At 68.8% G+C, this 25,145-nt stretch carries 23 protein-coding genes and 1 pseudogene; 8 read left to right on the top strand and 16 right to left on the bottom strand.

From position 1 onward, the window contains the following. Positions 1 to 4 precede the first annotated feature (4 nt). The 3 genes from AC07NN_RS02050 to AC07NN_RS02060 all read left to right on the top strand — a co-directional run bounded on the left by AC07NN_RS02050 (position 5) and on the right by AC07NN_RS02060 (position 3,887). Positions 5 to 958, top strand: a complete 954-nt coding sequence (locus tag AC07NN_RS02050; RefSeq protein ID WP_494637477.1) for a TraB/GumN family protein — start codon at positions 5 to 7, stop codon at positions 956 to 958. 54 nt (positions 959 to 1,012) lie between these two features. Further along, positions 1,013 to 1,921, top strand: coding sequence for a TraB/GumN family protein (locus AC07NN_RS02055; protein ID WP_494637478.1), 909 nt, complete (start codon positions 1,013 to 1,015; stop codon positions 1,919 to 1,921). Positions 1,922 to 2,108: 187 nt separating this feature from the next. Beyond that, a complete protein-coding gene (locus AC07NN_RS02060; protein ID WP_494637479.1) occupies positions 2,109 to 3,887 on the top strand; it encodes a tetratricopeptide repeat protein in 1,779 nt (592 codons plus the stop codon). Positions 3,888 to 3,977: 90 nt separating this feature from the next. On the opposite strand, the gene AC07NN_RS02065 is transcribed toward AC07NN_RS02060, so the two are convergent. The 7 genes from AC07NN_RS02065 to AC07NN_RS02095 all read right to left on the bottom strand — a co-directional run bounded on the left by AC07NN_RS02065 (position 3,978) and on the right by AC07NN_RS02095 (position 10,884). Then, a complete protein-coding gene (locus AC07NN_RS02065) occupies positions 3,978 to 4,550 on the bottom strand; it encodes a DUF3035 domain-containing protein (RefSeq protein WP_494637480.1) in 573 nt (190 codons plus the stop codon). A gap of 125 nt (positions 4,551 to 4,675) precedes the next feature. After that, entirely contained in the window at positions 4,676 to 5,185 is a 510-nt protein-coding gene (gene lspA / locus AC07NN_RS02070) for a signal peptidase II (RefSeq protein WP_494637481.1), read from the bottom strand. Between the two features lie 149 nt (positions 5,186 to 5,334). Continuing rightward, positions 5,335 to 8,244 (bottom strand): isoleucine--tRNA ligase, encoded by a 2,910-nt coding sequence (gene ileS / locus AC07NN_RS02075; protein ID WP_494637482.1) that lies wholly within the window; start codon positions 8,242 to 8,244, stop codon positions 5,335 to 5,337. A 79-nt stretch (positions 8,245 to 8,323) separates the two neighbouring features. After that, positions 8,324 to 8,368: a hypothetical protein gene (locus AC07NN_RS02080; protein ID WP_181242883.1), complete on the bottom strand. Its 45-nt coding sequence runs from the start codon at positions 8,366 to 8,368 to the stop codon at positions 8,324 to 8,326. A gap of 177 nt (positions 8,369 to 8,545) precedes the next feature. Continuing rightward, positions 8,546 to 9,487 carry a bifunctional riboflavin kinase/FAD synthetase gene (locus AC07NN_RS02085; protein WP_494637483.1) on the bottom strand — a complete coding sequence of 314 codons (942 nt, stop codon included), beginning with the start codon at positions 9,485 to 9,487 and terminating at the stop codon, positions 8,546 to 8,548. Continuing rightward, on the bottom strand, positions 9,487 to 9,909 hold the full coding sequence (locus AC07NN_RS02090; RefSeq protein ID WP_494637484.1) for a MaoC family dehydratase: 423 nt from the start codon (positions 9,907 to 9,909) through the stop codon (positions 9,487 to 9,489). Before AC07NN_RS02090 ends, AC07NN_RS02085 begins: the two co-directional genes overlap by 1 nt. Before the next feature lie 114 nt (positions 9,910 to 10,023). Further along, a complete protein-coding gene (locus AC07NN_RS02095; protein WP_494637485.1) occupies positions 10,024 to 10,884 on the bottom strand; it encodes a TIGR01459 family HAD-type hydrolase in 861 nt (286 codons plus the stop codon). Between the two features lie 148 nt (positions 10,885 to 11,032). Here AC07NN_RS02095 and AC07NN_RS02100 point away from each other — a divergent pair, with 148 nt between their 5' ends. After that, complete coding sequence (locus AC07NN_RS02100; RefSeq protein ID WP_494637486.1) at positions 11,033 to 11,599, top strand: NnrU family protein; 567 nt, start codon at positions 11,033 to 11,035, stop codon at positions 11,597 to 11,599. Between the two features lie 17 nt (positions 11,600 to 11,616). On the opposite strand, the pseudogene AC07NN_RS02105 reads toward AC07NN_RS02100, so the two are convergent. The 3 genes and pseudogenes from AC07NN_RS02105 to AC07NN_RS02115 all read right to left on the bottom strand — a co-directional run. Further along, positions 11,617 to 11,733 (bottom strand): annotated as a pseudogene (locus tag AC07NN_RS02105) (hypothetical protein); the annotation flags it as partial. Between the two features lie 10 nt (positions 11,734 to 11,743). Then, complete coding sequence (locus tag AC07NN_RS02110) at positions 11,744 to 12,430, bottom strand: 2OG-Fe(II) oxygenase (protein ID WP_494637487.1); 687 nt, start codon at positions 12,428 to 12,430, stop codon at positions 11,744 to 11,746. After that, the gene (locus AC07NN_RS02115) at positions 12,427 to 13,152 is read right to left on the bottom strand and encodes a methylated-DNA--[protein]-cysteine S-methyltransferase (protein ID WP_494637488.1); all 726 of its coding nucleotides are present in this window, start codon (positions 13,150 to 13,152) and stop codon (positions 12,427 to 12,429) included. Before AC07NN_RS02115 ends, AC07NN_RS02110 begins: the two co-directional genes overlap by 4 nt. A gap of 215 nt (positions 13,153 to 13,367) precedes the next feature. Here AC07NN_RS02115 and AC07NN_RS02120 point away from each other — a divergent pair, with 215 nt between their 5' ends. Then, a complete protein-coding gene (locus AC07NN_RS02120; RefSeq protein WP_494637489.1) occupies positions 13,368 to 14,960 on the top strand; it encodes a hypothetical protein in 1,593 nt (530 codons plus the stop codon). On the opposite strand, the gene tipF is transcribed toward AC07NN_RS02120, so the two are convergent. Then, positions 14,961 to 16,235, bottom strand: coding sequence for a flagella assembly cyclic-di-GMP phosphodiesterase TipF (gene tipF / locus AC07NN_RS02125; RefSeq protein ID WP_494637490.1), 1,275 nt, complete (start codon positions 16,233 to 16,235; stop codon positions 14,961 to 14,963). Positions 16,236 to 16,423: 188 nt separating this feature from the next. On the opposite strand from tipF, the gene AC07NN_RS02130 reads away from it, so the two are divergent. Both AC07NN_RS02130 and feoB read left to right on the top strand, forming a co-directional pair. Continuing rightward, positions 16,424 to 16,747, top strand: coding sequence for a FeoA family protein (locus AC07NN_RS02130; protein WP_494637491.1), 324 nt, complete (start codon positions 16,424 to 16,426; stop codon positions 16,745 to 16,747). Between the two features lie 4 nt (positions 16,748 to 16,751). After that, positions 16,752 to 18,659 carry a ferrous iron transport protein B gene (gene feoB, locus AC07NN_RS02135; RefSeq protein WP_494637492.1) on the top strand — a complete coding sequence of 636 codons (1,908 nt, stop codon included), beginning with the start codon at positions 16,752 to 16,754 and terminating at the stop codon, positions 18,657 to 18,659. On the opposite strand, the gene AC07NN_RS02140 is transcribed toward feoB, so the two are convergent. From AC07NN_RS02140 to AC07NN_RS02160, 5 genes are all read right to left on the bottom strand, one after another. Then, positions 18,656 to 19,693 (bottom strand): AraC-like ligand-binding domain-containing protein, encoded by a 1,038-nt coding sequence (locus AC07NN_RS02140; RefSeq protein ID WP_494637493.1) that lies wholly within the window; start codon positions 19,691 to 19,693, stop codon positions 18,656 to 18,658. The two genes, feoB and AC07NN_RS02140, sit on opposite strands and share 4 nt — an antisense overlap. 201 nt (positions 19,694 to 19,894) lie before the next feature. Further along, positions 19,895 to 20,365 (bottom strand): DUF6790 family protein, encoded by a 471-nt coding sequence (locus tag AC07NN_RS02145; protein WP_494637494.1) that lies wholly within the window; start codon positions 20,363 to 20,365, stop codon positions 19,895 to 19,897. Further along, positions 20,366 to 21,616, bottom strand: coding sequence for a DUF418 domain-containing protein (locus tag AC07NN_RS02150; protein ID WP_494637495.1), 1,251 nt, complete (start codon positions 21,614 to 21,616; stop codon positions 20,366 to 20,368). A gap of 36 nt (positions 21,617 to 21,652) precedes the next feature. Continuing rightward, positions 21,653 to 22,531 (bottom strand): 3-hydroxybutyryl-CoA dehydrogenase, encoded by an 879-nt coding sequence (locus AC07NN_RS02155; protein WP_494637496.1) that lies wholly within the window; start codon positions 22,529 to 22,531, stop codon positions 21,653 to 21,655. Positions 22,532 to 22,669: 138 nt separating this feature from the next. Then, complete coding sequence (locus AC07NN_RS02160) at positions 22,670 to 23,710, bottom strand: lysine-2,3-aminomutase-like protein (RefSeq protein ID WP_494637497.1); 1,041 nt, start codon at positions 23,708 to 23,710, stop codon at positions 22,670 to 22,672. 133 nt (positions 23,711 to 23,843) lie between these two features. Between AC07NN_RS02160 and cytX the strand changes: the two genes are divergently transcribed. Beyond that, on the top strand, positions 23,844 to 25,121 hold the full coding sequence (gene cytX, locus AC07NN_RS02165) for a putative hydroxymethylpyrimidine transporter CytX (protein ID WP_494637498.1): 1,278 nt from the start codon (positions 23,844 to 23,846) through the stop codon (positions 25,119 to 25,121). Positions 25,122 to 25,145 lie beyond the last annotated feature (24 nt).

Raw genomic sequence — 25,145 nt, forward strand, 5'->3', positions numbered from 1 at the left:
CGACATGCGTTCGACACTGATCGGCCTCGCCTTGGCGGGCGTCACCGCCGCGACCGGCGCCCAGGCCCAAGTCGCCAGTGGGGCCATCGACGACCCGCAGGCCAATGTGGTCGAGGCCCTGGTGGTCAGCGCCAAGCTGCCCGGCCCGGCGTGGTGGCGGGTCAGCGACGCCGACACCACGATCTATGTACTGGGTACGCCTGGCGCTCTGCCCAAGGGCATGGCCTGGGACAAGTCGGTGCTGGAGCACCGCTTGGACGGGGCCTTCGCCGTGCTGACCGATCCCGAGTGGCGCGCCGGCCTGGGCGACCTGCCGGCCCTGCTGAGCCTGCGCAAGAAGGCCAAGGGCGACGGGTCGTGGACGTTGCGCGCGCCGGCGCTCTCCGCCCGGATGCAGCGCGCCTGGGCGGCGGCCGATCCCAAGGACCCCGACGGCTGGGAGGACTGGAAACCGCTGATCATCGCGCTCCAGCTGTCGAGCAAGGCCGACAAGAAGGCCGATCTCGAGGGCATGGAGCCGGAGAAGACGATCAAGGCCCTGGCTCGCAAGCACAAGGCCAAGCCGCGTCCGGCCCAGATCCACAAGGCCATGCCGATGCTCAAGACCCTGGTCCGCGACCACACAGAGGAGGCCGGCCTAGCCTGCCTGTCCGAAACCCTGGACACCGTTGAGGCCGGTCCCGCCGGCCGCCGCGCGGCGGCGCAGGCCTGGGCTCAAGGGCGGGTGAAGGCGGCCCTGGCCGGCCCCCGCAGCGCCGAGCGCTGCCAACTGCTGCTGCCGGGCATGCCCGAGGCCATGCGCCAGTCGGTGGACGACGAGGTCGCGGCCCTCAGCGATCTCTTGAAGACCCCCGGCCACGCCGTGGCGGTCTTCTCGATGCGCGGCCTGGTCGCCGAGGATGGCGTGCTGGACAAGCTGCGCGCCAAGGGGATCACCGTCCGCACGCCGGGGGATTGACGGGGCGGCCGGTTCGATCCGACATGTAAAATCTCAGGTTGAGGCGGGGGTTTCGTGAAGGCTGTTCTGATGGCGCTGGCCCTAGCGTCGGCCGCGACGCCGGTCCTGGCCCGGCAAGATGGCGAGACCGCCCTTGTCGACGCCCTGGTCGTCAATGCGCGAACCCCCGGGCCGGCCTGGTGGAGCGTTTCCAAGGGCGACGCCAAGGTCTGGGTGCTGGGCATCGGCGTCCAGGTGCCGGCCGACGCCAAGTGGGACAGCAGGGCGTTCGAGCGCCGGGTGAAGGCCTCGCGCCAGGTCATCGGCATCCCGCCCAGCAAGACCAACTTCGAGAAGGGTACGCTGGACACCGACCGGGACTGGATGGCGGAGCTGAGCGAAGCCGAACGCGGCCGCCTGGCCGAGATCGAGACCCTGGCCAAGCGCCCATCGGGCTTTTACGCCAGGTTCCGCCCGAACATGGCGGGCATGCTCATCAAGTTCGACCTCGAGACAAGGGCCAGGCCCAAGCCCAGCAAGCCCCAGGATCTCGACGCGAAAGCGCGTCGCCTGGGCGCGCGCTTCACGATGGTCGGCGGCCAGATGGCGCAGGGCATGAAGGAGAGCTTCAAGCGGGGCGGACACGACGGCCTCACCTGCGTCCGCTGGGCGATGCGGCCGCGCGACCCGGCGGCCCTGCGCCAGCAGAGGGCGCAGGCCTGGATGCAGGGCGATGTGCGCGCTCTGCTCATCGGGCCGACCACCTACGATCCCTGCGTCCAGACGATGTCGGCCATGCAGAGCAGGCTGGAGAACAGCGAGGGCCGGATGGCCGACGCGATCGCCGCCGCCCTGGATCGCGGCGAGGGCGCCGTGGCCTTTGTCGGACTGATCGGTCTGCTGCGCGAAGGCGGCGTGCTCGATCAACTGCGCAAGCGCGGCTACCGCATCGAGACGCCGGCCCAACTGGAGGACGAGGGGTGAGACTGTCATCGCCCTCGCGACGTCAGCCTACCCGCGCCATCACTACCTAAGCGGTTGACGCTCTCTCTACGGTCGATCAACGATGGTCGAGCTTGGGGGCGAAATGGCTGAAGGAAAGACGACGCAAGGGCGTGGGCGGGCGCGGAAGACTGCGCCGCCGACGACGCCGGATCCCATCGAGATAGCCATGGAGGCGATCGTCGAGGGCTCCACGCCTCATGAGGACGCGCGCCTGCTGTTGGTCGATCAGCGCAAGCTGCTGCGCCTGCAGATTGACAAGGAGCGGACTAGCCTTCTGCTGCAACGACTTCTTATGGCGGCCGTCGCGGTAGCTATTGGCTTCGTCGGGTGGATGATGTGGGACGCGAGCCGTCGTCACACTCTGGTGGTGGCGCCCTTCTCCGTTCCGCCCGATCTCGCCGCGAAGGGGCTTACGGGTGAAGCCGTCGCGGGCCTGGTGCTGGACCGCGTCCGCGCGCTGCAGCTGGCGACGGACACCGCCCGCCCGGCTATCAGCTACAAGGACGCCTGGACCGAGCAGGATCTGAAACTGGAGATTCCCTCGACGGGGCTGACCCTAGCCGACGTCGAACACCTGATTGGCCGGTTCGGACGCAAGACCGAGGTCTCGGGCGAGCTTTTCCGCACCGATACGGCCCTGAAGCTCAGCATCCGCGCCTCCGGCGTCGAGACTCCGGCGGGCGTGGTCAGCGGAAGCAACGCTGATATTGAACCTTTGCTGGATCGAGCGGCGGAGAACCTCTACGCGCAGACCCAGCCCTATCGATACGCGATCTACCTGAGCAAGGGGAACCGATCGGCGGAGGCAGACGCGATCTTTGATCGCCTGATCCGCAACGGCGATCCAACGGATCAGGCCTGGGCCCATATCGCGCTCGGCCTCACCGCTCGGCGGAGATACGACTATGCCGGTGCGATCCAACACTTCACGGCTTCGATGCGCCAAGGTCCGTTCGGCCCGGGGCAGTCGGCCATGTCGCGCACGCTGCGGGTCTTGGGACGGGACGAAGAGGGGCTGAAGTGGTCCCGGACCTACGTGAAGTGGGAGGCTAAGCACGCGGACACAGCGCCAGCGGCGCGGGCGCAGAACATCAATGAACATCTGGCAGCCATCGCGATGAGGGAGGGTGAATTCGTCCGCGCGCTCCACCTGGCCGACGAGAGCGCGCGGCTTCCTGACTACAGTGGAATGGCTGAGGACGCGGGCTACCGAAAAGCGCTCGCGTTCATATCCTTGCACGAGCCAACTGCGGCCGCGCGCGCGTTACCCCCCATCAAGGCGCGCTCGACCTCCTACTACTTGCCGGTGATGCTTGAACTGGCCCGTGAGAGGGCGGACTCGTCGGCGGTGGAAGCCGCCATTGTCGGGTTGATTTCCGCGGCTGGGGAGCATCCGAAGGAGAGCAGCGCCGCCGCCAGCGCGGCAGAAGCGCTGACGGCGGTCGGCCGCTTCGGCGAGGCAGAGGCCTTCCTGATGGCGACGCCGCGCGACTGCCACCCCTGCCTTTTGGCGCGCGCGAAGCTCGCTGACGCGAAGAGCGATCATGCGGGAGCGGATCGCTGGTTCGCCGAGGCCTTGCGGCAGGGGCCGTCCTTGCCAGTGTCCTATCAGCGATGGGGGGAAGCCAGACTTGGGCGTGGCGAGATCCGCCAAGCGCTGTCGCTGTTCAAGGAGGCGCAATCGCGCGGCCCTCGCTGGGCCGATCCTCTCAAGGGGCAGGGTGATGCGTTCCTCGCGCTGGGACAGCCAAGCGCCGCGATAAGAGCCTATGCCGCGGCCGCCGAGCGAGCCCCGAACTGGGGGGCGCTCCATATCAAGTGGGGCGAGGCTTTGACGCGGCAGGGCAAGCGGGACGCTGCCGAAGCGAAGTGGAAGAGAGCGGGGCAGCTCGACCTTTCGCCGGCCGACCGGGTCCGCCTACAGGTGCTGCGCCGTCAGAACTGACCGAGCAAGGTTGCGTCGGGATCGCCCGCAAACGAAAACGGCCCGGAACCGCGAGGTCCCGGGCCGTTCTGATTCTCTAGCGATCCAGCCTTAGAGGCCCGGCAGCTTGATGCCGGTCTTCTTCTCGCGGCTGATGACCACGCCACCCGGACCCAGGATCTTCTTCAGACGGGCTTCTTCGGCGGCGGCGTCGACTTCCAGCGGGGCGTTGGCGCCCGACTCGGCGGCGGTGGCTACGTTGGTCGCCTTGGGCTGGCCCTTCTTCCAGAACATCACCTTGCTGGCGAAGCTCTCGTCCTTGTGGGCCAGGTCGCCGTTTTCGTCGTCGACGACGAAGCGGATCAGCGGGTCAGCCTTGTCGGTGCCGGCGCGGGCGACCAGCAGCTTCTCGCCTTCTGAACGGCCGGCGGCGTTGCTCTGACCGATCAGGGCGGCGCGAGCGGCGCTTTCCGGCTGCAGTTCCTGCGGACGCGGCTCGCCGGGCGCCGGCGGGCGCAGGGCGTAGTCCGGCGGCACGGCCAGCGGGGCCTTGCTGACGACGCGGAACTCGTCGGGGACCACCTTGCTCATGCCCAGGGCTTTCTGGGTCGAGGTGCAGCCGGCCAGGCCGATGGCGGCCACGGCGGTCAGGGCGCTCACGGTCGCGACCCGATTGAAACTCATCTAACCATGCTCCAGCGGCCGTCCCCCGGCCAAAATTTCGGACGCTCTCGATACGACATCATCGCGCGGGCGCCAATCTCCCACGCGAATGCGGCGTCATTCGGCCCAAAAGACATTAGGCGAAGTTACTCGGTCTGGTGCGACAGCTTGTTTTCCTCGGACAGGAAGCTGTCCAGCAACAGGCAGGCCACGCCGATCGAAATGCCCGAGTCGGCGACGTTGAACACCCACGGGAAGTAGAAGCGCGAGACGTCGACGAAATCGACGACATAGCCGTACAGCACCCGGTCGATCAGGTTGTTGCCGATGGCGCCGCCGATGATCATGCCGATGCCCAGGGCCGGCAGCAGCTTGCTCGACTTGCGCGCCCAGAGGGAGAGGCCGATCACCACGAGGAGTGAGAAGCCTGTCAGCAGCCAGCGGCCCCACTCCACGTGGTCGCGCAGCAGGCCAAAGCTCATGCCGTAGTTATGGACCATGGTCAGGTGGACCGGCCCCAGCAGCGGGAGGCTCGACCCTTCCTCGCGGCCCAGCAGGCCCAGGACCCAGAGCTTGGAGACCTGGTCCAGAACCAGGGTCGCGGCGGCGACAGCATAGGCCGTCCAGCCGAGGCGGGTGATTTTCAATGACGCCAAGCTCTCGTTCCCAACGTTCCTTCTCCCCTTGCGGGAGAAGGTGGCCTGCGAAGCAGGTCGGATGAGGGGTCTCACCGGGCTCGCCATGCGACCCCTCATCCGTCGCTGCGCGACACCTTCTCCCGCAAGGGGAGAAGGGAAGCTAGTCTTCAGCCTCGCTGCGCGTCCCAGTACGCCACCGCTTCGGCGTCGCGAAGGCTAAGCTCCGGATAGCGCGCGTCGGTTCCCACTTCGGGGAGGATGCGCCACGAGCGGGCGCACTTGTTCCCCTCGGCCAGGGTCGGATCGACCGACACGCCCTTGACCTCGTCGGTCCGGAACGCGCCGGTGTCGCCGGCCGCCAGCGTGGCGGACGACGTGCGGAACACCTCGGCGGCGTCCAGGCCGTCGAAGGCAGCCAGCAGGCCCTCGTCGGCGACATGGACCACCGGCGAGGCCTCAAGGGCCGAACCGATGCGCTTTTCGCGGCGTTCGACTTCCAGGGCGCCGGTCACGACCGACATCACGGTCTCGACCTTGGCCCAGCGGGCGGCTTCGGCGTCGTTCTTCCACTCGGCGGGCGTCGCCGGGATCACCCGCAGGCTGTTGGAGCCCGCCTCGGGGAAGCGCGTCTGCCACGCCTCTTCCATGGTGAAGCTGGTCAGCGGCGAGAGCCAGATCGTCAGGCGCTCGAACACATAGTCCAGCACCGTGCGATAGGCCCGGCGACGGATCGCGTCGGGACGGTCGCAATAGAGGCTGTCCTTGCGGATGTCGAAGAACAGGGTCGAGAGATCCCCCTGGCAGAACTCGATCAGCGGCCGGACCACGTCGCTGAAGCGATAGGCCTCGTAGGCGGCGCGAACGTCGCGATCCAACTCCCACAGGCGGTGCAGGATGTACTTCTCCAGCGGCGGGAAGTCAGCGTAGTCGGTGACCCGCTCGGCCTCGTCGAAGCCGGCCAGGGCGCCCAGCAGATAGCGCGTGGTGTTGCGCAGCTTGCGATAGGCGTCGGTGGTGGTGGCCAGGATCGTCTTGCCGATCCGCTGGTCTTCCGAATAGTCGACCATCGCCGCCCACAGACGCAGGATCTCGGCGCCGCTTTCCTTGGTGATGGTCTGCGGCTCGACGGTGTTGCCCTTGGACTTGGACATCTTCTCGCCGTTCTCGTCCTGGGTGAACCCGTGGGTGAGAACCGCTTTGTAGGGCGCGCGGCCACGGGTGCCGCAGCCTTCGAGAAGCGACGACTGGAACCAGCCGCGGTGCTGGTCCGAGCCTTCCAGATAGAGGTCGGCCGGCGAGCGGCTGTCGTCGCGACCCTCGATCGTGAAGGCGTGGGTGCAGCCCGAGTCGAACCAGACATCCAGGATGTCGGTGATCTTCTCGTACTGGGCCGGGTCATGGACGCCCAGGAAGTCGGCGTCGGGACGCGTGAACCAGGCGTCGGCGCCGCCCTCGCGGATGGCGTCCAGGATGCGGGCGTTGACGGCCGGGTCGTTCAGCGGATGGCCGGTGTGCTTGTCCACGAACATGGCCAGGGGCGTGCCCCAGTTGCGCTGGCGGCTGATCAGCCAGTCGGGACGCGTCTCGACCATCGAGCCGATGCGGTTGCGGCCGGCGTCGGGGTGGAAGGCGGTGTCGGCGATGGCTTGCACCGCGACTTCGCGCAGGGTCTTGCCGCCCAGGCTCTCCACCGCGTGGTCCATGCGGATGAACCACTGTGGGGTGTTGCGGAAGATCACCGGGGCCTTCGAGCGCCAGCTGTGCGGATAGCTGTGCTCGACGCGGCCGCGCGCCAGCAGGGCGCCGGCCTCGATCAGCTTGTCCATCACCGCGCCGTTGGCGGCCCCGAACTTGCCGGTCTTCTTGCCTTCGGTCTCGATGACCTTGAGGCCGCCGAACATCGGCACGTGCGCGTAGTAGGCGCCGTCCGGGTCGACGGTGTCGGGGATCTCGCGATGGCCGTGGGCCAGCCAGACATTGTAGTCGTCGGCGCCGTGGCCCGGGGCGGTGTGGACGAAGCCCGTCCCCGCGTCGTCGGTGACGTGGTCGCCGGCCAGCATCGGCACGGCGAAGGCGTAGTGGGTGTCCAAGGCCGCCAGCGGGTGGGCCAGGACCATGCCTTCGCAGTCGACGCTCTCGATCTTCTTGAACGCCGCGACCTTGGCCGCCTTCATGACGTCGTCGACCAGCTTCTCGGCCACGATCAGGCGATCGCCCGGCGCGGACCAGGGGGCGAACTCGAGGTTCTCCTCCAGGGCCGTGACCTCATAGGCGGCGTAGGCGACATCCGGGTTGTACGAGACCGCGCGGTTGGCCGGGATGGTCCAGGGCGTGGTGGTCCAGATCACCACGCTGGCGCCGGCCGCGACGTCCGAGCCCTCGACGACCGGGAACTTCACCCAGATCGTGGGCGAGACGTGGTCGTGGTACTCGATCTCGGCGTCGGCCAGGGCCGTGCGCTCGACCGGGCTCCACATCACGGGCTTGGAGCCGCGATAGAGCTGGCCGGTGGCCAGGAACTTGTGGAACTCGGCCACGATGGTGGCTTCAGAGGTGAAGTCCATGGTGGCGTAGCGGTTCCACCAGTCGCCCAGCACGCCCAGGCGCTGGAACTCGACCTTCTGGGCCTCAATCCAGCCGCCAGCATAGGCGCGGCATTCGCGGCGGAATTCCTCGGCCGGGACCTCGTCCTTGCGGCGGCCCTTGGCGCGGAACTGCTCCTCGATCTTCCACTCGATCGGCAGGCCGTGGCAGTCCCAGCCCGGCACGTAGTCGACGTCGTAGCCCAGGGCGAAGCGCGAGCGGACCACGAAGTCCTTCAGCGTCTTGTTCAGCGCGTGGCCGATGTGGATGGCCCCGTTGGCATAGGGCGGGCCGTCGTGCAGCACGAACAGCGGCGCGCCGTCGGCCTGGCGCTTGGCGCGAACCGCGCCGTAGAGGCCCTTGTCGGAGAGGGCGGCCCAGCCCTCCAGGATCTCGGGCTCCTTCTTGGGCAGGCCCCCGCGCATCGGGAACGGGGTGTCGGGAAGGAAGACGGTTTCGCGATAGTCGCGGGCGGTCGTGGCGTCGTCGGCCATGGAATAAGTGTCCGGCTTTGAAAAGGTGTCGGAAGAGGGCGGGAAAACCCGGCGCGCGCTGGATGATCGTCCGGCGGCGTCACGCCGGGCGGATAATTCGCGAAATCTTCCGAACGGAACTCATGGGGTCGGGATAGCAGAGGGCGGCCCTGGGCGCAAAGGCTTCGGGAGCACGCCCCAAATCCTCTCCCCAGGGGAGAGGTGTCGGCGTAGCCGACGGAGAGGGAAGAGGCCGGGTCAGGAGACCTTCCCCCTCCGGCGCTTCGCGCCACCTCCCCCGCTAGGGGGAGGATTTTCGGATCTAAAACGCCGGCGCCACGATCGCCCGGGCCGCCTGCTCGTCCCGGCGGATCTGCTCGACCATTAGCTCCAGGCTGTCGAACTTCAGTTCCGGACGCAGGAAGGCGATCAGGTCCGTCTCGATGATCTGGCCGTAGAGGTCCTCGTCGAAGTCGAACAGCCAGGTCTCCAGCCGCGTCTCGACGATGCCGGTGGTCGGGTTGTTGCCCAGGTTGGCCACGCCCGGCACCTCGCGCCCGTCGGGCAGGCGGGTGCGGGTGGCATAGACGCCCAGCTTGGGGACCACATAGTCCTCGACCTCGACATTGGCGGTCGGGAAGCCCAACTGGCGGCCCAGCTGCTGGCCCCGGCGCACCACGCCTTCGATGGCGAACGGACGGCCCAGGATGCGCGCGGCCTGATCGGGCTCGCCGTTGCGCAGGGCGTCGCGGACGCTGGTCGACGAGAACTTGTCGCCGTCGCGGCTGGCGACCGGCTCGGCGATCGAGACGGTGAAGCCGTACTCCTGGCCATAGGTCTTCAGGAGGTCGCCGCTGCCCGTGCGGCCACGGCCGAACGAGATGTCGAAGCCGGCGGCGACGTGCTTCACGCCCAGGCCCTCGACCAGGACCTTCTCGACGAACTCGCGGTCGCCGAAGCTGGCCATCTCGAAGTCGAACGGCAGCAGGTACAGCAGGTCGACGCCCAGGCCGCCCAGGGCGCGGGCCTGCTGGGCGTGGGTCATCAGCTTGAAGGCCGGCTCGGTCGGGCGGAACAGGCGGCGCGGGTGCGGATCGAAGGTGATCACGCCCAGCGGCGTCTTGCCGTCCAGGGCTGCTTTCGCCGCCTGGGCGATCACCTGCTGGTGACCGCGATGCACGCCGTCGAAATTGCCGAGCGCGACGGACGCGCCGCGCTCCTCGGCGGGCAGGTCCTTCCAGGCGTGGACGGTCTTCAGATGCATCAGGCGGCCTTGCGCGGAACCATGACCAGGGCCTCGCCATCGACAACGGCCTTGCCGTTGACCTTGCAGACGGTGGCCAGGGTGACCTGGGCCTTGGCTTCGTTGATATCGGTGATCGTGACGCTGGCGGTGACGGCGTCGCCGATCTTCACCGGCCGCTTGAAGCGCAGGGCTTGCGACAGGTAGATCGCGCCCGGGCCGGGCAGGGTGGTGCCCAGCACCGCCGAGATGTAGCCGGCCGACAGCATGCCGTGAGCGATGCGCTCGCCGAAGTTGGTGCCGGCGGCGTAGTCGGCGTCCAGGTGGACGGGATTGTTGTCGCCCGTGACCTCGGCGAAGGCCTCGATGTCGCTCTCGCCGACCGTGCGGACCAGCTCGGCCGATTGGCCAATGCTCAGCTCTTCCAGAAACTTACCCTGCATGACGCGCTCCCCTGTGGTTTTTATTGTGCGTTGCACACAGCATAGCCGGGGAAGCGCATCCAGCAAAAGTGCCTACGGTTTTGCGTCTGGATGCGCGTTTGAAGAAGGCGGACTTCACCAGACCAGATCGCCGACCGCGTGGGTTGCGCCCACGGCCTCGGCGTCCAGCAGGGCGTGGACGGCGTCGGGGATCAGCTGGCCATCGGGACCGACGGCCTTCTCGCCGTGGATGCCCTTGGCGATGAACAGGCAGGCCAGTTTCTGGTCGTGGGCGCCCTTCACGTCGGTGATGACGCCGTCGCCGATGCACAGCACGCGGTCGCGATCGACGGGACGGCCCAGCAGACGCTCCGCTTCGATCAGGGCCAGGTCGTAGATGGCGGCGTAGGGCTTGCCGGCCATGACCACCTTGCCGCCCAGGCTCTCATAGAGATCGGCCAGGGCGCCGGCGCAGAAGATCAGGCGGTCGCCGCGCTGCACCACGCGGTCGGGATTGGCGCAGATGAAGAGCAGGCCCCGGTCGGCGGCGACCTTCAGGCGGTCGCGATAGTCCTCGGGGACCTCGGTCTCGTCGTCATAGAGGCCCGAGCTCAGGATGAAGTCGGCGTCCTCGGGACCGGCCAGGGTCAGGTCGAACCCGGCCCACAGCGGCGCGTCGCGCTCGGGGCCGACCTTCCAGACCTTGGTCCCCGCATGCGGCTCCAGCAGGGCGCGGGTGGCGTCGCCCGAGCTGACGAAGGCGTTCCAAGCCGAGCGCGGCACCTTCAGGCCGTCCAGCTGCGAAACCACGTCGGCCGAGGGGCGCGGCGCGTTGGAGATCAGCACCACCGGGCCCTTGGTCTGCGCCCACTTGGTCAGGGCGTTGCAGGCCTCGGGGAAGCTTTGAACCCCGTTGTGGATCACGCCCCACACGTCGCACAGCACCACGTCGTAGCGGTCGGAAAGGGCGGACAGGCCGGCGGGGAAATCCATCATGGCTTGGGCGGTACCGAGTGAAGGCGCGGGCGTCAATGTCGCCACGGGCCTTAGCTGTCCCTCAGGGCGCGGGATTCAAGGGGCGAACGGCGTAGCTTCCGGAGACCGACGTTACGTGACTATCCTCCTCCTCAAATGGGAGGGGCCGATGACGATACTGATCCTGGGCTTGGTCGTGTTCTTGGGAATCCACTCGGTGCGGATCCTGGCCAGGCCGTTCCGCGACGCGCAGATCGCCGCCAATCCCAAGCGCTGGAAGGGCCTCTATTCCCTGCTCGCGGCCGTCGGGCTGGGCCTGATCATCTGGGGCTGGATCCTGGCCCGGCCGATGGCGCCGCAGCTCTATGATCCGCCGATGTGGGGCCGGAAGGCCGCCTGGGGTCTGGTCTGGGTCGCCTTCGTGCTGATGGCGATGTCGAACGGGCCGGTCGGGCGGATCAAGGCGGCGGTCCGCCATCCGATGCTGCTGGGCACGATCGCCTGGGCCAGCGGCCATCTGCTGGCCAATGGCGACCAGGCTTCGGCGCTGCTGTTCGGGTCGTTTCTGGTCTGGGCGATCCTCGACCTGATCTCGGCGATCGGCCGCAACGAGCCCGCGCCGGTCGTGACCAAGCCGATCGCCGACGTGATCGCGGTGGTGGCGGGCACGGCGCTGTGGGCGCTGTTCGTGTTTGCGGTGCACAAGGTTCTGTTCGGGGTTTCGCCGCTGGGGTGAGGCAAGCGCCCCCTCCGTCACGTCGCTTCGCGCCGCGCCACCTCCCCCGTTTCACGGGTGAGGAGGAAGCTGCCTTCCTGCCCCGCTTGCGGGGGAGGTGGATCGCTGCGGATACGCAGCGAGACGGAGGGGGCGCTCCCAGGTTTAAGTCGCGTCGTGGAAGATCACGCCCAGCGTCCGCCGCCGCCCGCTGCGCACCTCACTTACCCCATGCCGCAACACCCGCCGGTGCACGCCGCGCACGCCCTCGGCTGGCCGCTCGCGCACCGCGAAAATCACGCCTTCGCCCTGCCTCAGCGGCACGACCTGCGGCACGCTCTGCTGCCTCGGCCGTTGTTCGACGATCACGAACTCGCCGCCCTCGAAGTCTCGCCCCGGCTCGTCCAGCAGGAACGCCGCCTGCAGCGGGAAGACGTGCTCGCCATAGAGGTCCTGGTGCAGGCAGTTGTAGTCACCCGGCCCATAGGCCAGCAGCAGCGGCGTCGGCCGCACTTGCCCGGCTTCCCGACACCGCGCCAGCATGCCGTCCAGCGCCTCGGGGAAGCGCCGCTCTTCGCCGAGCCGCTCGACCCAGGCGTTGGCGATCGCCGACAGCGGGCCATACAGCCCCTGCCGGAGCCGCTGCGCGACGTCCGGCAGGGGATAGCTGAAGTACTTGTACTCGCCGCGTCCGAAGCCGTGGCGGGCCATGACCACTCGGCTGCGGAAGCCCGCGTCCTGGGGATAGAGGTCGGCGATGGCCGCGCAGGTCTCGGGCTTCAGCATCGGGCCGGTCAGGGCCCAGCCGCGCGCGTCGAGTTCGGCGGCGATACGGGGCCAGTCCAGTGTCACGCGGCTTCCCGAGCCAGAAGAGCCCGCTTGCGCTCGACGCCCCAACGGTAGCCGGACAGGCCGCCGTCCGAGCGGACCACGCGGTGGCAGGGCGTGATCACCGCCAGCGGGTTGGCCCCGCAGGCCTGGGCCACGGCGCGGAAGGCGCTGGGCCGGCCGATGGCGCGGGCGATGTCGGCATAGGAGGCGGTCTCGCCGGCCGGGATCTCGCGCAGCGCCGCCCAGACGGCCTTCTGCAGGTCCGTGCCCTGGTCGTCGATCGGCAGGGCCAGGCGGTGGTCGGGGTGGTCGACGAGATCGCCCACGGCTTCCAGATCAGCGGCCAGGTCCTGGTCGTCCCGGACGATCCGGGCGTGCTTGAAACGCTTCTCCAGGTCGGCCTTCAGCGCCTCGGCGTCGTCGCCCAGGGTGACCAGGCGCAGGCCGGCGTCGGAGCGGGCGACCAGGGCCAGGCCCAGGCTGGTCTCGGCGATCCCCCAGCGCAGGGTCTCGCGGTTGATGTCGGGCTTGCAGCGCAGGCAGGCGCGCAGGCCGGCGGCGCGGCACTCTTCGCGGGTGGCGTAGAAGGCGACGTTCTTGCGCAGCGGGCGGCCGCCGCAGCTGGCGACACAGTAGACGCCGGTCGTGCGCACGCCGATGTAGAACACGCCTTCGGTGGCGCGGTCCTTGGCGCGCATGGCGTCCCAGCGGGCGTCGTCATCGAGATAGGTGAGGGCGGTCATCGCGGGTCTCCTTTCGTTGGAGAGACCATGCGCCGGTCGCCGCCCTGAATCATTCCGATGCTTGCGGCCGCGCGCCCAAACCTGTCAGCAGTCTATCGCGACCGCCTCCAGGCCCGGCCCCGGCCGCCGAGAAGGCCGCCTGGCGCGAACGCCGCGCTGGCTTGCTCCGGCGCGGCGCCCTACCAAGAGGTCAAGCTCTTGGTGGGAAGGTCCTTATGCGGCGCAGCGTGGTCGGCGGTCTGGCGATGGCTCTCCTGGCGACCAACGCGCTGGCGGGTCCCGGCGCCCAGGTCGCGCTGAAGTCCGGCGCCAGCGGCGTGACCGCCATCTTCACCCTCGCCGAACCGGTCGAGAAGTTCGTCTTCGACGAGACGGCCGAGGAGGTTCGCGCCGACACCTGGCATGCGCCCGCCGGCATGACCCTGAAGGACGGCGTGCTGAAGCGCGACGACGGCAAGCCGTTCTCGACCTTCTCCGTCACCCTGACGCCGGACACCGCCGTGCGCGACCGCAGCTACCCGGCCCTGACCCGGATCGGCGACGGCTGGCAGGTCTACGGCCCCTATTTCACGGCCGAGAAGGCCGCCGCCCCGACGGCCACGGTGACGACGCCCAAGGGCTGGCTGACCCTGCCGCGCAAGGTCGCGGGCAAGGTTTCGCTGGCGGGCTATGTCTATGTCGGCCCGGCGGCCTATGTGTCGACCGGACCGGCGACCCTGGTCGTGGCGCCGAACGTCGCCAAGACCCTGCGCGCCCAGATCGTGAAGGCGGGGCAGGGCGCGACAGCCTACTATACGCGTCGCCTGGGCGCCGGGCCGACGCACACCCCGACCCTGATCGCCACCCGCGTCCCCGATGGCGAGCCCGGCTGGCAGGGCGATGTCGTCGACGGGCCGGCCATGTCGCTGCGCTTCTATGGCAAGGACAGCGCGACGGAGACCGACGGACGGGTCGCCAACTTCGTCGCCCACGAGGCCTTCCACTTCTGGAACCGGGGGCCGTTCAATTCCCGCGAGCCGGTCAAGCAGGCCTGGCTGCACGAGGGCGCGGCCGAATACGCCGCGCTGTTGGCCGCGCGCGAGACCGGGGCCTTGAGCGAGCGCGAGGTCGGCGACGCCCTCGCGGGCCGCCTGACCGACTGCGCCGTGGCCCTGGGCGACAAGGGCATGGCCGACAAGCCGCCCAAGAGTGGCAAGGCCATCTATGACTGCGGCGTGGCCATCCAGTGGGCGGCCGACCTGAAGCTGCGCGCCGCCTCGGGCGGCAAGCAGGACGTCCTGGACGCCTGGCGCGAGGTCTTCGCCTACGCCAGGGCCGGTGACGGCGGCTATGACGCCAAGGGCTTCCTGGCGGCGGCCGGCATGAAGGCGACGCCGGACGATGCGCTGAACCTTCTGATGCAGCCGGCCGAGGGCGACCGCTGGGCCCGCCTGACCACGGCGTTCAAGGGTCTGGGCGCCAGCCTGGAGCCAGGCCGCTCCGACGATGTCGACCGCCGCGCGCTGCTGATCGCGGTGCTCAGCGGCCCCTGCGAGAACTATGGCTTCAACCTCAACGCCGCCGGTTCGGTCCAGCTGCGGATGCGCAATTCGTGCGAGGCGGTGAAGGGCGATCCGTCGGTCGATGCGATCGCGGGCAAGGACATCCGCAAGGAGGCTTCGGGCGCCTACGACGCGGCGGTCGCGCTGTGCGCTCCGGGTTCCGGCGAGGTTCCGCTGAGCTTCGAGGGCAAGGTCGTCGCGACCCTGCCGTGCCGTCGGCCGCTGCCGTCCCCGCCCAAGGCGTGGACGGTCACCAAGTGGCGTTGATTACCAGCCCACCGCGCGGCGGCGCATCGCCCCGCGCATGAAGTCCGCCGGCGGTTCGGCCTCGGCCAGGACCGCGTCGCGGATGGCGCGCGGTTCGCCGAACAGGTGGCCTTGGCCATAGCCGATGTCGAGATCCAGGATGTCGACGATCTGCTTCTCGGCCTCGACCTTCTCGACGATGACCTCGATGCCGTAGCGGCGGGTCAGGGCGGCGAAGTCGTTGGCGTTCAGGTCGGGCAGCGAGGCGATGATCAGCTTGCCGTCCTGCTCTTCCAGCTGGTCCAGCATCATCTGGGCGCCGACCTTCAGATAGCGCACGTCGGCGCGGGCCAGGTCCTGGAAGTCCAGGTCGAGGTCGGCGACCTTGTCGAGGCTGAAGCTGAAGCCCAGGCTGGCCAGGCGCGCCATGTGGCGGGCCTCGACTGCGCCGCGGCGGTCGAACGCGCCTTGGCCCAGCTCGAAGATCACCGAACCAGCCAGGTCCTTGTTGCCCTGCATGAACTCGAGGAACTGCGGGAAGAAGCTCTCGTCGCCCAGGCTGGCCAGCGAGATGTTGCAGAAGATACCGATCTTGCGGTCCTGCTTGGCCAGCCGACGGACGATCTGCACGCAGCGGAACAGCAGCAGGTTGTCGATGGCCGTCATCAGGCCTTCCGGCTCGGCCACGGCCAGGTACTCGGCGGGCATCATCACGCGGCCGCTCTCGTCGCGCAGGCGCGAGAAGCTTTCGTAGAAGACGGTCCGGCGCTGAGGCAGGCTGACGATTGGTTGCAGGTAGAGGTCGACGCGGTTCTCGGCGAGCGCGTCCTGCACGACCTGCAGCATGTGGCTGGCGTGCGGCGCGCGCTCGCGGCCCTGGCTGGTGTGGCGCGCCGAGGCGGCGGCGACCTGGTGGCTGAGCTGGTGCTCCAGCTTGTCGTTCATCTGCTGGATCAGGTCTTCCAGCTGGTGGACCTCGGTCGTCAGTTGCTCGGAGCGACGCTCGGCGTCGACGGCGACGGTCTCGACCAGGTCGGAGATGCGGGCGTCGACCTTCTCGATCTGGTCCAGGAGGATGGCGTGGGCTTCGCGGACGGTGTCGATCTCGCCGCGCAGGCCCGCGCCCATGAACGCCTGGGCGATCAGGCCGTGGAAGGCGAAGCACAGGCCGAATGTGCCGATGAAGGCCGAGACGCCGACAGCCGGCGTCGCTCCCGTCCTGACCAGGAAGAGGGAGACGACCAGAGCCAGACAAAGATAGGCGCCCGTCAGGAGCGCCAACATCAGCCTACGCATAATTCGCCCATACGAATCGTTACACGCAATCAGACCGAGCAGCGGTCGAAGAGTCGAATCTATTAACGACCCTGCGCCATTCGGTCCCAACAGCCCTTAAGCAGCCAGCATAGCTCAGAACCGCAGGATCGTTGAATCGACATTGCAGAGTTCGACTGATAATCGTTCGCAATCCAATCGGAGCCATTATGTCCGAAGCGTTCGTGCTGTCCCCCGAATTCAACCCAGCCGGGACTGATCCCGCAGGCGTGCGTCCCCTGGCCTCGGCCGGGCGCGGCGAGCGCGGCGTCATCGTCAAGGTCACCGGCGTGTCCGGCGCGGCCGAGGCCGTGGCGGCGGAGGAGCTGGAGCGACGCCTGCTGGAGATGGGCTTCGTGGAAGGGGCCGCGATCGAGGTGCTGCACGAGGGGCTGTTCGGGCGCGACCCGATCGCCGTCCGCGTCGACGATACGCGCGTGGCGTTGCGCCGCCGCGAGGCTGGCGCCGTCTCCGTGAAGTTCGACGGACGCTAAGACCTTGACCCTCGATACCGCTGTCGCCGCTTCCGACGCTCCTGCTCAGAACACCACCGCCACCCGGATCGCCCTGGTCGGCAATCCCAACTCGGGCAAGACGGCGCTCTTCAACGCCCTGACCGGCAGCCGCCAGAAGGTGGCCAACTATGCCGGCGTCACTGTCGAGCGGAAGGAGGGCGTGCTGACCACGGCCGCTGGCCGCCAGATGCGCGTGCTCGACCTGCCGGGCACCTATTCCCTGCGCGCCCGCAGCCCCGACGAGGTCGTCACGCGCGATGCGGTGCTGGGCAAGCTGGCCGGCGAGGTCGCGCCCGAGGTGCTGATCTGCGTGGCCGACGCCACCAACCTGCGCCTGGTCCTGCGCCTGGTGCTGGAGCTCAAGCAGGTCGGCCGCCCATTCGTGCTGGCCCTCAACATGTTCGACATCGCCCAGCGCCAGGGCCTGCGTATCGATCTGGACCTGCTCTCCAAGGAACTGGGCGCGCCGATCGTCACCACGGTGGCGACCCGCAAGCGCGGCCTGCCCGAGCTGCTGGAGAAGGTCGAGGCCCTGGTCTCCGAGCGCCGAGTGGAGGCCGAGAGCGTCTGGCACGAGCCGACCGCCGCCGAGATCCGCGCCGCCCACGCCGAGGCCCAGCGCATCTTCAAGATCTGCGTGAAGCCGCCGGAGCGCCCCGACACGGTGACCGGCAAGATTGACGGCGTGCTGCTGCATCCGGTCGCGGGCCTGGCCATCCTGTTCGCCCTGCTGTTCGTGATGTTCCAGGCGGTTTTCACCTGGGCCACGGTCCCGGCCGACGCCATCGACGCGGGCTTCGCGGGCCTGGCCGGCTGGGTCGGCGAGGTGCTGCCGCACGGACTACTCGCCAGTTTCATCGCCGACGGCCTGATCGCGGGCGTCGGCAGCGTACTGGTGTTCCTGCCGCAGATCCTGATCCTGTTCTTCTTCATCCTGCTGTTGGAAGACAGCGGCTACATGGCCCGCGCGGCCTTCCTGATGGACAAGATCATGGGCGGCGCCGGCCTGCACGGCCGGGCTTTCATCCCGCTGCTCAGCAGCTTCGCCTGCGCCATCCCCGGGATCATGTCCACGCGGGTGATCGACAACAAGCACGACCGCCTGACCACCATCCTGGTCGCTCCGCTGATGACCTGCTCGGCGCGGATTCCGGTCTACACCCTGATCATCGGGGCCTTCATCCCGAACCAGACCGTCTGGGGCGTGCTGTCGCTGCAAGGCCTGGTGATGTTCGGCCTCTATGCCGGCGGCATCGTCAGCGCGTTGGCCGTGTCGTTCGTGATCCGCAGCGTCTTCTGGCGCGGCGCGGTCGAGCCTTTCATGATGGAGCTGCCGACCTATCGCTGGCCCGAGCCGCGCAACGTCCTGATGAACCTGTGGACCCGCGCCCGGATCTTCCTGAGCCGCGCCGGCCGGATCATTCTGCCGCTGATGGTGCTGGTCTGGGTGCTGTCGACCTTCCCCTATCCGCCGGAAGGCGCGACGGGGCCGGCCATCGACTACAGCTTCGCCGGCCGCATCGGTCACTTCATCGCCCCGGTCATGGCCCCCATCGGCTTCAACTGGCAGATGACCATCGCCCTGATCCCGGGCTTCGCCGCCCGCGAGGTCGCGGTGGCGGCGCTGGGCACGGTCTACGCGGTCGGCGGCGACGACGATGCGGGCACCAAGCTCGGCGTCCTCCTGGCCGGCAAGTGGTCGCTGGCCACGGCCCTGTCGTTCCTGGCCTGGTACATCTTCGCCCCGCAGTGCGCGGCGACCCTGGGCGTGGTCAAGCGCGAGACCAACGGCTGGACCTGGCCGACGGTGATGTTCCTGTACATGACCGGCCTGGCCTACATCGCCTCGTTCGCGACCTATCACATCGCCGTGGCGCTGGGCGCGGGCTAGAGCCGCTTCAGCCAGGCGAAGACGTCGTCCGGCCGTTCCTGGGCGGACAGGCCTTCCTGGCGCGCGGCCTCGCCCACCTTGCGCAGCCGCCCCGGCGTCACGCCGAAGCGGGCGCTGAAGGCGCGGCTGAAATGGGCGTCCGAGCGAAAGCCGTGGCGATAGCTGACCTCGGCCAGGGTCAGCTGCTCGGCGCGATCCTGCAGGATGACGTCGAACGCCTGGTCCAGGCGTCGCCGCTGGATGAAGGCGCTGACGCCGCCGGCCGGCTCGAACACCTTGTAGAGCTGGCTGCGTGAGACGCCCAGGTGCTGGCGCACCATCTCCGGCGACAGGTCCGGATCGTCCAGACGCTGGGCCACGAACTGCTGGCCCGAGACCAGCAGCACCTTCTCCAGGGGGCGTGGATCGGCGCCCATGGATTCGCCGCACGCCAGGATGGCGCTGCTCAGCAGGGCGGTCGTCGCCTTGGCGACCATCGGCGCTTCGATCTGCGTGATCGACCCTCCCGACGTCCCGACCGACGCCCAGAGCGTGCGCAGGTGGGCGGCGAACAGGCGTCCCGTCGGACTGGCTTCCGACAGGACCCTGCCGTGGAAGTCGAGCCCCGCGACCTGCGGGTCCAGCAGGCCGCGCGGGACGATCAGATAGAGCGTGCAGTAGCCGGTCTGGCTGGTTAGGTCTGAGGGGCGGGCCATGTCCACCACCCGGATCTCGCCCATCTCGTTGCTGGCGGCGCGGCCGTCATAGTCGGCGCCCCATACGGCCTGCTCGAGGTCCAGCACCGCCATGACGGTGTCGGTGGGGTCGGCCATGATGTGGGACAGCTTGCGCTCGAAGCGCTGGGGCACGCCGACGCAGCGGGCCAGGACCATGTGGCCCAGCTGGTAGCCGTCCATCCGATTGTGGAAGTCCGCCTCAGGCGACAGCAGGGTGATGTCGAACAGGTGCGCGCAGGCCTTGCGGTACTGCTCGACGGCGTCGGACTGGACCTTCGCGTCCAGGACCCAGAGATCCCGCCTGAGATGCACGCTCACTGAAGTTCCCCCGAACGCCGTGCCTTGCCGGAGACGACCGGGCAAAAGAACGTGGACGCTCAGTCAATGACAGCTCGGTCGCCGCGCGCCAAGAGTGCGCCGTGCGGTCGCTGGTGGGGTATCAGGCTGACCGCGCTGTGGTCGTCGAGTCCCAGAGGGGCTCGGCGGCCCAACCCTCCCGATCCTTCGACCCGCAAGGTCCTAGCGCGCGCCGCTCGCCAGCGTGGCCAGGACGAAGCCCACCAGCACCACGGCCATGAACAGGTCGCTGACCATGGCGACCGTCTCGTTCGATGAGCGTCCCCGCTCGAGGGCGTGGCGAACCCCGGCGACGGCGTAGAAGATCCCGGCCGAGATCGCCGCCGGCAGCACGAAGCTGGGCGCGACGATCGAAGCCAGGGCCACGACGGCCGAGGCCAGGTTGGCCACCCCCAGCTCCCGCACCAGCGGCAGGGCCTCGTCGCCCTGCATGTGGAAGATCTCCCGCGCGGTGAAGCCCGGCTGCAGCAGCTGGCGCAGGCCGGCCAGGCCCAGGCGCACGCCGACGCCCCAGAACACGAACCACCGGCCGACCAGGGCCAGGAGCTGCGCCTCGGGCCGCATCGCGTGCTCGACCAGCACCGACGCACTGGGCAGCAGCAGCATCGTCAGCAAGACGACGGCGACGTACATCTAGACCGCCCGCTCCAGGCCCTTGCCGTAGGACAGCCGCCGCCACACCCACTCCAGCGGCCCCATGCGGAAGCGGGCCAACCACAGCGGTGACCAAATCAGCTGCAGCACCCAGATGGCGATGACGCATTCCCACAGCTGCACGCGGTTGAAGTCGCCGAAATAGCCCAGGCCCCGGCCACTCCAGAAGATCGTGGTCATGATGATCGACTGGGTCAGGTAGTTGGTGAAGGCCATCTGGCCCAGGCGCGACAGCGGCGTCAGCAGCTTGCGCACCACCGCCGAACGGATCAGCAGGATCGCCAGCGAGGCGTAGCCCAGGGTGATCGGCAGGGTCATGAACTCGTAGGCCAGGTTGAACCGGCCCATGGCCTGCGGCTTGGCGAAGTGGGTGGCGAGCTTTTCGCTGTTCTCCCAGCCGGTCCAGGCCAGGCCCGCCGCGCCGAGGGCGATCAGCACGGCATAGACCCAGGTCTTGGCCTTGCCGGTCAGGAAGCCGGTCTTGAACAGCGCCATGCCCAGCAGCATCAGCGCGCCCGTGCGCCAGATGAAGACGATCACGCTGGCCGGCTGCAGCACCAGCCACTGCTTGGCGTTCTCGGCCATGGCCGAGACCAGGCCCGCCTTCATGGCCGCGATCGAGGTCGCCACGGGGACGTCGCCGCCCGGCTGGCCCATGCCGGCGATGACCTGCTTCTGGATCTCCGGCGGGGCGCCTTCCAGGAAGAGCAGCGGCACGACGGCCAGGATCGAGCCCAGCAGCAGGATGGGAATGCTGACGGCGAATAGCCGCTTGGGCGTCCAGGACCTGGCCAGCATCGCCAGGAAGCCGGTGCAGGCATAGAGCAGCAGGATGTCGCCGAACCAAATGACCAGGCCGTGGATCAGGCCGATCACGAACAGCCAGCCCAGGCGGCGGCGCAGCAGGGCGCCGCGCGGCTTGTCCGAGCGCTCGCCGCCGACCAGCAGGATCGACACGCCGAACAGCATCGAGAACAGGGTGACGAACTTGTAGTGGAAGAAGGTCTGGACCACCCACCAAGCGGTCGCCTCGGCCCCGACCAGCGGGTGGGGCGACAGCTCCGGCGAGACATAGACTGACATCGGCTGGGCGAAGCCCACGGCGTTGACGGCCAGGATGCCCATCACGCCCAGGCCGCGCAGGGTGTCGAGACTGAGATGCCGCTCGCCGGCGGCGACCGGTCGCAGGACCGGTACGATGTCGTGGTCGTTCGCGTCCGTGGCGGTCATTCGGCGTCCCCCCGTTCCGAGAGACGCCGTACGCCCTTAGCGTGTGGGAACCGGCGTCTCGCCTCGGTAGTCATAGAACCCGCGGCCGGTCTTTTTGCCAAGCCACCCGGCCTCGACATACTTCACCAGCAGCGGGCAGGGACGGTACTTGCTGTCGGCCAGGCCCTCGTAGAGCACGTTCATGATGCTCAGCACGGTATCCAGGCCGATGAAGTCGCCCAGTTCCAGCGGGCCCATCGGATGATTGGCGCCCAGCTTCATCGCCGTGTCGATGGCGTCGACCGTGCCGACCCCTTCGTACAGCGTGTAGATCGCCTCGTTGATCATCGGCACCAGCACGCGGTTGACGATGAAGGCGGGGAAGTCCTCGGCGTTGCTGGTGATCTTGCCCAGCGACTGGGCGAAGGTGACCGCGCGCTCGTAGGTCGGGACGTCCGTGGCGATGCCGCGGATGATCTCCACCAGCTTCATCAGCGGCACGGGGTTCATGAAGTGCAGGCCGATGAAGCGCTCGGGACGGTCGGTCACCGAGGCCAGGCGCGTGATCGAGATCGACGAGGTGTTCGAGGCCAGGATCGTGGTGGGCGAGAGGTGCGGCTGCAGGCTGCGGAAGATCGACTTCTTGATCTCCTCGTTCTCGGTCGCGGCCTCGATGGCGAGGTCGGTGGCGCCGATCTCCTCGAGGCTCTCGGCCGGAACGATGCGCGCCAGGGCGGCCTGCATCGCGGCGTCGTCGATGATCCCGCGCCCGACTTGGCGAGCCAGGTTTTTCTCGATCAGGGCCAGGCCGGCGTCGATCCGCTCACGCGAGAGATCGTGGAGACGCACGTCGTAACCGCCCAGGGCGACGACATGCGCGATGCCGGACCCCATCTGGCCGGCGCCGATAACGCCGACCGTCTTGATTTCACTCATAAAAGCCAAGCCTTCGCTTGAAGTCACGTCGGGCCGCGACGCCCGCGCCTACGGATGTGACGACTTTTCTAGCACGAGAAACCATGCCCTCGCCAAGGCTTTGCTGCGACGCAACGCAAGCCCGGCCTTACGCCGGCGTCAGGCGGTCGGCGGATAGGGCCGGACCGCGCCGTTCGGATCCTCGACAACGCCTTCGGTGACGTAGTTGGGACCCACCGGGACCTTGCCGTGGCCGCCGGGGATGTCGAGCACATAGGTCGGCTGGGCCAGGCCCGAGACCGTCCCGCGCAGCGCCTTCATGATCGCCTGACCCTCGGCCAGGGTGGTGCGCAGGTGGGCCGTACCCGGGGCGTGGTCGCCATGGTGCAGGTAGTAGGGCCGGATCCGCGTCTCGACGAAGGCCCGCATCAGGTCGGCCAGCGTCTCGGCGTCGTCATTGACCCCGCGCAGCAGCACCGTCTGGGACAGCATCGGGATCCCGGCGTCGATGATCCGGGCGCAGGCCGCGCGGGCGGCCGGGGTCAGCTCGCGGACGTGGTTGGCGTGCAGGGCGACATAGACCGTCTTGGTCGAGCGCTTCAGGGCCGCGACCAGGTCGTCGGTCACGGCGTCCGGATCGACCGCCGGGACGCGGGTGTGGAAGCGGACGATCCTGACATGCGGGATAGCTTCCAGCCGGTCCATCAGGTCGGCCAGGCGGCGCGGCGACAGCACGAACGGGTCGCCGCCGGTGACGATGACCTCCCAGATCTCCGGGCGGCCGGCGATATAGGCGAAGGCCGCGTCCAGCTGGGCGGGGGAGAGGTTCGACAAGCCCTCGGGCCCGACCATCTCGCGGCGGAAGCAGAACCGGCAATAGACCGCGCAGGTGTGGGTCGGCTTCAGCAGGACCCGGTCGCGATAGCGGTGGACGATGCCCTCGACCGGGCTGTGGACATTGTCGCCGATCGGGTCGCCGTCCTCGCCGGGCGAGCTCACCAACTCTTCCGACGAGGGGATGAACTGGCGGGCGATCGGGTCGTTGGCGTTGGCCGGGTCGATCAGCTCGGCCATCGCCGGCGTGATCGCCACCGCATACCGCGCCGCCACCGCCTCCAGCGCCGGCAGGCGCTCGGGCGGGACCAGCCCGGCCTCGGTCAAGGACCGGGCGTCGCGGAGGGTCTTCTGGGCGGGGGACATGAGGGGCGGGGATATGCGGGATTTTGGGGGCGGAGGCAAATACTGGCCCCCTCCGGGGGCGGACGACCTGCGGAGCAGGTCAGGTGGGGGCAAGTGAGTTCGCGTCTCAGCCCCAACCTGCTAAACGGAATCCATGGCCGAGCTCGACAGCACCTACGATCCGTTGACCCCCGTCCCGGCCGAGCGCCGCGCGTTCGGGATGTCCGAAGCCTTTTCGCTGTGGTTCAGCCTGGGCATCGGCCTGCTGGTCCTGCAGGCGGGCGCCTTCCTGGTCCCGGGTCTCAGCCTGGGCATGGCCCTGGCGGCCATCATCGTCGGCTCGGTGCTGGGCGCGTTGCTGCTGGCCGCCGCCGGGGTGGTCGGGGCCGATACGGGCCTCTCGGCCATGGGCTCGCTGCGGCTGGTCCTGGGCGCGCGGGGCGCCAGCGTGCCGACGGTGCTCAACGCCCTGCAGCTGACCGGCTGGGGCGCGTTCGAGATCATCGCCATGCGCGACGCCGCCGACGCCCTGACCAGGCAGGCGACCGGCTTCTCCAGCCCGGTCGCCTGGACCCTGGTGTTCGGCGGCCTGGCCACCTTCCTGGCCATCCAGGGGCCGCTGTCGTTCGTGCGCCGCTTCCTGCGCGCCTGGGGCCTGTGGCTGCTGCTGGCCGGCGCGGCGTGGCTGAGCTGGCGACTGCTGGCCGACCACGACCTGGGCGCCCTGATCGCCAAGGCGGGCACCGGTGAGATGAGCTTCGGCGCGGGCGTCGATCTCGTGATCGCCATGCCGCTGTCGTGGCTGCCGCTGATCGCCGACTACAGCCGCTTCAGCCGCAATGCGAGCGGCGCGTTCAAGGGCACGTTCGCCGGCTATGTGCTGGCCAATATCTGGTTCATGGGCCTGGGCGCGGCCTACGCCCTAGTCGCCGCCAGCGGCGAGAGCAGCCTGTTGCTGGCCGCCCTGGCCGCCAGCGGCGGCGGTATCGCCCTGCTGCTGATCGTCATCGACGAGACCGACAACACCTTCGCCGACATCCACTCGGCCGCCGTCTCGACCGCGACCCTGATCAAGATGCCGCCGGCCAACCTGGCCCTGATCTTCGGCGGCGTCTGCACGACCGTCGCGCTGTTCGCCCCGATGGCGCAGTACGAGGGCTTCCTGCTGCTGATCGGCTCGGTGTTCGCGCCGCTGTTCGGCGTGCTGCTGACCGACCACTTCGTCGTCCGCCGTCGCCAGCCGCTGTCCGGCGGCCTCGCGGCGATCGGGGCGCTGAACCTGCCGGGGCTGGTTGCCTGGGCGCTGGGGATCGCGACCTACCAGGCCTTGAGCCGTCTGGCCCCCGACCTCGGCGCGACCTTGCCGAGCTTCGTGGCGGCGGCGCTGGTCTATTGGGGTGTCGGCGCGGTGCGGAGGCGCAAGGTCGACTAACCGACGCTTGACGGATCGGCGCTC

It is taken from the genome of Caulobacter sp. GW821-FHT09H08 (assembly GCF_059415885.1).